A 7,965-nucleotide genomic window follows, 5' to 3' on the forward strand; every position below is an offset into this window, starting at 1 on the left:
AAAGATACGCTGCAAAAGCGGGCATGGCGCTACCTATTGGCGGATCATCGTAAAGACCAATGTGCGGCCCCAGCAATCGGGCATTGAAATCAGAATCGGCAAACGGGGTTTTGGGTGCAAATAGCAGGATTTCTTGCGCTGCTGTTTGCGGGGCAATAGATTGGCTCCAAGCTGCGCTATTAAACTTAGCCTGCCGGACTGTTTCATAATTCCAAACCGGAACTATCAAATAGGGAAAACCGCAGGAAACCAGTCGTGGCGAATATTTTTTGTGGTCGAGTTCTGATTGTTTGATACCTAAAAAACTGGCCAGCTCTTCATCCGTCGGCGCAAAGCGATCAACGATTGAAACCACGGTACGGGCAAATTGCACAAACGTAGGTTTACCATCAGCCACTGAGATATTGGCATTAATTGCCCCAGCGTTTTGCTCCAGAACAATCGGCGTAATCCCTTCGTTTAAAGGAATATCGCCGCATAAGCCAAGGATATAAGCTGTGGCAATAATCGGATGTCCAGCAAAATCGAGTTCCTTTTTGGGGCTGAAAACGCGCATTTTGCGTTTGGTATCACTTTGCTCTGGATGAAAAACGAACACCGTTTCGGACAGGTTCAGCTCTCTTGCCAGCAGTTTCATGGTCGCATCACTCAAGCCGTCGGCATTGGGAAATACCGCTATCTGGGCACCGTTAAACAACTGCTTGGTAAATACATCGGCAATGTAATAATTGATTTTCATGCGTTCGCCTCTTCGTATGGACGACCTTGAGAAACACCAGTGGGCGTAACTTGTATTTCAACCCTGCCGTTTTGTATGCGAATAGGGTAAGTTGGTACGACGATGCTTTCATCTTCGAGACAAATGCCAGTCCTAAGGCTGAAATGTTGCTTGTACAACGGTGATGCAACCACAGGCTCACCCTTGATATCGCCAATCAGGCCACGGGATAACACGTTGGCTTTGCCAATGGGATCATAGTTATGGATTGCATAGACGGCTTGTTCTCTTGCTAAAAGGAAGATTGCCACTTGTTGCCCATCTACTAACGCGCACACGCCAGAGTCCGGTTGCAAATCATCAGTGCTACAAATATCTTTCCAAACAGACATCAAGCGACCTCCATCATTTTGAAATGCTTGCGTTCGTCATCGTCTGCAGGTCGGATTTGTCCTCTTTCCTCGACGAATACCACATTATCATCAGGCTGGTCGCTGTTGATAAAATGCCGGAAGCGTTTCAGTTTGTTTTCGTCTTCAATCGTGGTTTTCCATTCGCATTGATAGGTGTCGATGACATGTTCCATTTGTTGCTCTAACTGCTCGCACAGCCCGAGTTTGTCATCAATGACAACGCCTTTAAGATAATCCAGGCCACCTTCCATATTTTCCATCCACACCGAGGTGCGTTGTAGACGTGCTGCGGTGCGAACATAAAATATCAGGAAGCGGTCGATGTACTTGATGAGCGTTTCTTTATCCAGGCCAGTCGCAAACAAGTCAGCGTGACGCGGTTTCATGCCGCCATTGCCGCAGACGTACAAATTCCAGCCGTTTTCCGTAGCGATAACCCCAACATCCTTACCTTGTGCTTCCGCACATTCGCGGGTACAACCTGATACGGCAAATTTGATTTTATGGGGTGAGCGCAAGCCTTTGTAACGGTTCTCCAGTTCTATCGCCAAACCGACGCTATCGTCTATTCCATAGCGGCACCACGTACTGCCGACGCAGGATTTAACGGTACGTAAGGATTTGCCGTAAGCATGACCAGATTCAAAACCAGCGTCGATCAATTCTTTCCAGATATGCGGTAACTGGTCAACTCGCGCGCCAAACAAATCGACCCGTTGACCACCGGTAATCTTGGTGTAGAGCTTGTATTTTTTGCCCACTTGACCAAGCGCAATCAACATGTCAGGGCTGATTTCCCCGCCAGTGATGCGCGGTACGACGGAGTACGTGCCGTCTTTCTGCATATTCGCCAGAAACGTATCGTTGGTGTCCTGCAAGCCTAAATGCTCGTTCGCAAGTACGTATTCGTTCCAGTAAGATGCCAAAATAGAGCCGATGGCAGGTTTGCATATCTCACAACCTCGGCCTTTACCGTGACTTTCTAACAGCCCGTCGAAGGTCTTGATTTGTTCGACGACGACGAGGCTGTAAAGATCCTGGCGGGTATAGGGGAAGTGTTCGCAAATGTCGGTGTTAACTTCTATGCCGTGTTTCAGTAATTCACAATCCATCACCGACTTTAATAACGCCGAGCAACCGCCACAGCCGGTAGAAGCCTTGGTTTCTGCTTTCAATGCGCTAATTGACGTGCAGCCTGCTTCTATCGCCTGACAAATTGCCCCCTTAGTGACATCGTAGCAGGAGCAGATTTGGGCGGACATCGGGAGTGCATCTGGGCCTAAGCCAACCGATTCATCCGAACGGTGCGGTAAGATCAGCGAATCTGGATTTTCCGGCAGCTCAATACCATTTAAGCAATATTGCAATAATGTGCCGTAACCGGATACTTCGCCGACTAACACCGCACCTAGCAACTGCTTTTTGTCTTGACTAACGACCAGACGTTTATAGATTTCGCTGGCACCGTTTTGGTAGGTGTAAACCAATGATCCTTGCGACTTGGCATGGGCATCGCCGATGCTGGCGACATCAACGCCCATCAATTTGAGCTTGGTACTCATGTCTGCACCAGTAAAGCTGGCTTGCTCACCTGCGAGATCGGCAACAACAGTCCGTGCCATCGCATAACCCGGCGCAACCAGACCGTAAATCATGCCATTCCACAGCGCACATTCGCCGATAGCATAAATAGCGGGATCTGAAGTCTTGCATTGGTTATCAATTACGATGCCTCCGCGAGGGCCAACTTCCAGGCCACTAGCGCGGGCTATGTCATCACGCGGACGAATACCTGCTGAAAATAGTACGATGTCGGTTTCAAGCTCTTCACCGTCAGCAAAACACATCTTGTTGACGCACAGATCGCCGTCGATGATCTGCGTTGTGTTTTTGCCGGTATGCACTTGCAAGCCCAAGGCTTCCACCTTGCGGCGCAGCATCGCACCACCCGCTTCATCCAACTGAACTGCCATCAGGCGTGGCGCAAATTCGACGACATGTGTTTCCAAGCCCAGGTCGGTTAATGCCTTAGCAGCTTCCAAACCTAATAAGCCACCGCCGACGACAACACCGATTTTGCTGGATTTTGCAGCCTTCGCCATCGCTTCAAGGTCTTCAATCGTGCGATAAACTAGGCAATTTGGCCTGTCGTGGCCTGGAACGGGAGGCACAAAAGGGTAAGAACCCGTTGCCAGAACCAGTACGTCATAGGCAATAGTGATGCCTAAGGCCGAAGTGACGGTCTTGCTGTTGCGGTCTATGTGGTCAGCTTTGTCACCTAAATGGATTGTGATGCCGTTGGCTGCAAAAAAATCTTCATCGGCTAAAGCCAAATCGGCTGCGGTTTTTCCAGAGAAAAAGGCGGATAAATGCACTCGGTCATAAGCTGCCCGTGGCTCTTCACAGAACGTCGTAATGTGATAATTGTCTTTGCACTGGCTTGCCATGAGACTGGCCAGAAAATTCTGACCCACCATGCCATTACCGATAACAACCAATGATTGTTTTTTAGTCATAATTTACCTCGACAATCCAACTGCTACTTACTGAAATGTTAAATATGCTCGATAGCTAAGAATCTCCTGACAATTTAGTCAGGGTAAATTTTGTAAAAGCCCGTAAGTAACGAGCGCTAAATTTAAATGTTTGGACAAAAAAAAACGTCTATAAACGCGAGGGTGTTAATAACAACACCTGTTGTTTAATCGACGCCTTTGTCAGATTGCTCAGCTATAAGCTTATTGATAGGCTCTATTTCACAATATGCCCTCTAATAATTGGAAAGCATAAGTTATGCCAATTTTTATTACCAGTATCGTAAAATTTATTATTGATAATTATTACAGAAAGTTACAGATAAAATAAAAATCTATTTTAGATGGTTTCATAAAATTATTCAGCTAACCACACCAACTTATGCACAAATAATGTGCAATAACACTGAGGTTTGCACCAAGAAAGATCGAATATTGCTGCATTAGTGAAGTCATGCACCAAAATGGACGCAACAACATCACCTAGGTATAGCCAGTATTGATTCTTATGGGTGGCATAATTATTGCTTTGGCATGATTAACCTTTTTATATTTTGGCTGGAGCTAGTCACAATGTCATCACCAAAACTCAACCTGTTCTCATTTTCGGGGAACATTAAAATCCTCCACATGACCTGGATGGCGTTTTTCATCAGCTTTGTCGTGTGGTTTAACCATGCACCATTGATGCTGGCAATTGCTAAAACCCTGAACCTAAGCCAGCCGGAAATAAAAACCATTCTGATCTTAAACGTGGCGCTGACCATTCCAGCCCGTATTGTTATCGGTATCCTGGTTGATAAGTTCGGCCCTAAACGCACTTATTCGACTTTACTGGCATTGGGTAGCATTCCCTGTTTCATGTTTGCTACGGCAGATAGCTTTGAGCAATTGGCGTTGGCTCGATTCCTAATGGGTTTTATTGGCGCTGGTTTTGTAATAGGCATCCGCATGGTCGGCGAGTGGTTTCCGGCAAGACAGGTCGGAATCGCCGAAGGCATTTATGGTGGTTGGGGTAATTTTGGCTCGGCAGCAGCAGCGATTGCTTTGCCGTCCTTTGCATTGCTTTTTGGCGGTGATGAAGGCTGGCGTTATGCTATTGGTTGCACAGGGGTTATCTCATTGTCCTATTCAGTCGTGTATTTTTTTAGTGTGTCCGATACGCCTAAAGGATCGACTTACTTCAAACCGAAAAAAGCGGGGGCGATGGAGGTCAGCAGCATTTGGGATTTGTTCTTTTATATAGCGATGAACATCCCTTTGTACGCCACCCTGAGCTTGCTTACCTGGAAACTTTCATCATCTGGTGGCTCAAACTACACCAATCTAATATCAGACACAGCGGCCATTTTTATCCACATCGGCATTTGGTGTTTATACGTGTATAACGTGTATAAGATTATCCATGTGAATGAGGAACATCTACAAAAACCAGTGGCAGAAATCCACAAATACAAGTTCAAGCAAGTTGCCGTCCTGGATTTGGCTTATATGATTGCTTTTGGTTCTGAATTGGCTGTCGTGTCAATGTTGCCGATATTTTTCTTTGAAACTTTTCATGAATCGCAAGACATTACCATGGTCGAAGCGGGTTTGCTGGGTGGCAGTTTTGCCTTTATTAACCTTGTTGCCCGCCCGGCTGGCGGCTGGCTTAGTGATAAGTTCGGGCGTAAATTATCACTGACTGTTTTTATGGCGGGGATGTCAGCAGGTTATTTCACTATGTCATTTATTGATTCAGAATGGCCGATTGCCGTTGTGGTATTGCTTACGATGTCATGCTCTTGCTTTGTTTCCGGCGGCTGCGGTGCAGTGTACGCCATCGTGCCACTAATCAAACGCCGTATGACCGGTCAGATTGCAGGCATGGTAGGTGCGTACGGCAATGTCGGCGGGGTATTGTTTTTGACGATTTTATCGTTCGTCACCCCCAATATCTTTTTTTTGGTGATGCACGGCGTTGCTTTGGCTGTCTTGTTAGCTGTCCAATTTATTGATGAACCCAAGGGCCACATGGCTGAAGTCCAGGAAGATGGGTCGATTGAGATGATTGAGTTGAATTAATAAATCACATCCATGCCCACAACTTCACTCAAGGTCAGTGTCGGTTTTGCTACCGATAAAGGGATAAAAGACGACAATGAAGATTTTGTCGGCTCGATTATCCCGAATGAACCGCAATTGACCCATAAAGGTATCGTTGCTGCCATTGCCGATGGCATGAGCGGCAGTGATGCTGGCAAACAGGCCAGCCAATGCTGTATCGTCAGTTTCCTGAGTGATTATTTCAGCACACCTGATTCCTGGTCGATCAAACAAGCTGGGCAAAAAGTGCTTTCTGCGACTAATTCCTGGCTGTATAGCCAAGGACAAATCCGTTACCAATCGACCAAGGGCATGGTCAGTACCTTAAGCATTATTATCCTGAAATCAACGACGGCATATTTATTCCATGTTGGTGATTCTCGAATTTACCGCTTACGTAGAGGTAATTTCGAACAGATCACCCGTGACCATCGTATCTGGATTTCCCAGGACAAGAACTACCTTAGCCGAGCGATGGGCATAGAACCCAGGTTGGAAGTTGACTACAAATCTATTCCCTTGGAGCGGGGCGACCTGTTTTTGATGACCACGGACGGGATACATGATTTTATCGACGATAAAACCCTAAAGATATTACTGACAGAAAGCACAGACTTGACCCTGGTGGCTGAGAAGATTCTGCTACAGGCCAAGCATAACAAAAGTGATGATAACCTGACCTGCCAACTGCTCAAGGTTGATGGCTTGCCCGAAGCCAAGGAAGATGAAATCCTGCGTCGTCATGCCAATCTGCCGTTTCCACCTCTGTTACAATCGGGTACGATGTTGGATGGCTATCGCATCGACGCGGAACTACATGCCAGCAAACGCACCCAAATTTATCGTGCTCTGGACACCCACACCAACACCCAAGTCATCTTAAAAACGCCGTCCATTCTCTACGACGACGATACGCTTTTTATCGAACATTTTTTGCATGAAGAATGGGCTGGAAAACGGATTGACCATAACAATGTTTTAAAAATCATCACAACTGACCGCCCCAAAAGCGCAGTGTATTATGTTACCGAATATCTGGAAGGGCAAACACTCAGGTCTTGGATGAGCGCAAACCCCAAAGCCGACATCATCACGGTTCGGAAAATAGTGGAGCAAATAGCCAAGGGACTTCGCGCATTCCACCGCAAAGAAATGCTGCACCAGGATCTAAAGCCCGAAAACATCATGTTCGACAAATATGGCGTGGTTAAAATCATCGACTTTGGTTCGGTTAAAATTGCCGGTATCGCCGAAATTGCACCACTATCTTTCAATAGTGACGATAACATCTTGGGCACCTTGAATTACACCGCACCCGAATACCACTTAGGCCAGCGCGGAACCGTAAAATCAGACCTTTACTCCTTGGCTGTAATTACTTATGAGATGCTGAATGGTGCATTGCCATTCGGCCAGGATATGCCGGAAAAACCCAGCCAAGGCTATCTTGCCAACTTACGCTATGTACCCAGTTTTCATCATAATCCTATGGTGCCCATCTGGATTGACGGCGCATTAAAAAAAGCCAGTTCAATTACGCCAGGATTGCGTTATGAGGAATTATCGGAATTTCTTTACGACCTTAATAACCCCAACCCTAGCTTTGTGCGTCCTGAAGATAATATCCCTTTGCTACAACGTAATCCCTTACGTTTTTGGCAAGGTTTATCTGCAATCCTCATCATTATTAACTTAATCTTATTGTATTTTTTGGCATCAGTAAAATGAGCTCTCGATATTTGAGTATCGTCAATTACGGCACTAAACAGTAAGGCTGTAGGGCGGGCTCAAGCCAATCCCAATAAACAATCAGCTTAAACAATCAACGGCAAGCAATATTTTTACTGAGAGAGTACGGAAATAACCTAAATTAAATCCAACCTGACAAGTATCCTAAAAACTCGGTAACTATCAGATAGGAATTGGGCCAGTACATAAATATCTGCAAACACAGGCAGCTTTATCCTTAGGATACGCGCCAATTCACCTCCCTATATATTTACCTCATTTAGCTTTTTTTTCATGGACTGACGGCTCCGATGGGTGATGCAATGGTATCGGCGCAGGTTCCGTAATCATTTTATCGACATGTTGAGGTGGCCTTTCATGAACTGGTGGCGGCTCGGCGACAATTTTTGCTTCATGTGCGGTCGGGCGCACTACTTCCTGTGATCTCTCTGAGATTGACGGAGCGTCTATTTTTGGCTGATGCATT

At 46.2% G+C, this 7,965-nt stretch carries 6 protein-coding genes; 2 read left to right on the top strand and 4 right to left on the bottom strand.

All coding sequences use genetic code 11. From position 1 onward, the window contains the following. From ABL924_RS16860 to nirB, 3 genes are all read right to left on the bottom strand, one after another. Window positions 1-739, bottom strand: a 739-nt coding sequence (locus tag ABL924_RS16860; protein ID WP_349028262.1) for a PhzF family phenazine biosynthesis protein, incomplete at its 3' end; no start/stop codon positions are given. Continuing rightward, the gene (nirD, locus tag ABL924_RS16865) at window positions 736-1,110 is read right to left on the bottom strand and encodes a nitrite reductase small subunit NirD (protein WP_349028263.1); all 375 of its coding nucleotides are present in this window, start codon (window positions 1,108-1,110) and stop codon (window positions 736-738) included. The genes ABL924_RS16860 and nirD, both read right to left, overlap by 4 nt. Further along, window positions 1,110-3,647, bottom strand: coding sequence for a nitrite reductase large subunit NirB (gene nirB / locus ABL924_RS16870; RefSeq protein ID WP_349028264.1), 2,538 nt, complete (start codon window positions 3,645-3,647; stop codon window positions 1,110-1,112). Before nirB ends, nirD begins: the two co-directional genes overlap by 1 nt. A gap of 591 nt (window positions 3,648-4,238) precedes the next feature. Between nirB and ABL924_RS16875 the strand changes: the two genes are divergently transcribed. Both ABL924_RS16875 and ABL924_RS16880 read left to right on the top strand, forming a co-directional pair. Next, a complete protein-coding gene (locus tag ABL924_RS16875) occupies window positions 4,239-5,729 on the top strand; it encodes a NarK family nitrate/nitrite MFS transporter (RefSeq protein WP_349028265.1) in 1,491 nt (496 codons plus the stop codon). Window positions 5,730-5,741: 12 nt separating this feature from the next. Then, a complete protein-coding gene (locus ABL924_RS16880; protein WP_349028266.1) occupies window positions 5,742-7,478 on the top strand; it encodes a bifunctional protein-serine/threonine kinase/phosphatase in 1,737 nt (578 codons plus the stop codon). 276 nt (window positions 7,479-7,754) lie between these two features. On the opposite strand, the gene ABL924_RS16885 is transcribed toward ABL924_RS16880, so the two are convergent. Continuing rightward, window positions 7,755-7,965 (bottom strand): hypothetical protein (locus ABL924_RS16885; RefSeq protein ID WP_349028267.1); only part of this gene is annotated, 211 nt, incomplete at its 5' end.

This window comes from Methyloglobulus sp., assembly GCF_040079455.1.
Lineage (GTDB): Bacteria > Pseudomonadota > Gammaproteobacteria > Methylococcales > Methylomonadaceae > Methyloglobulus.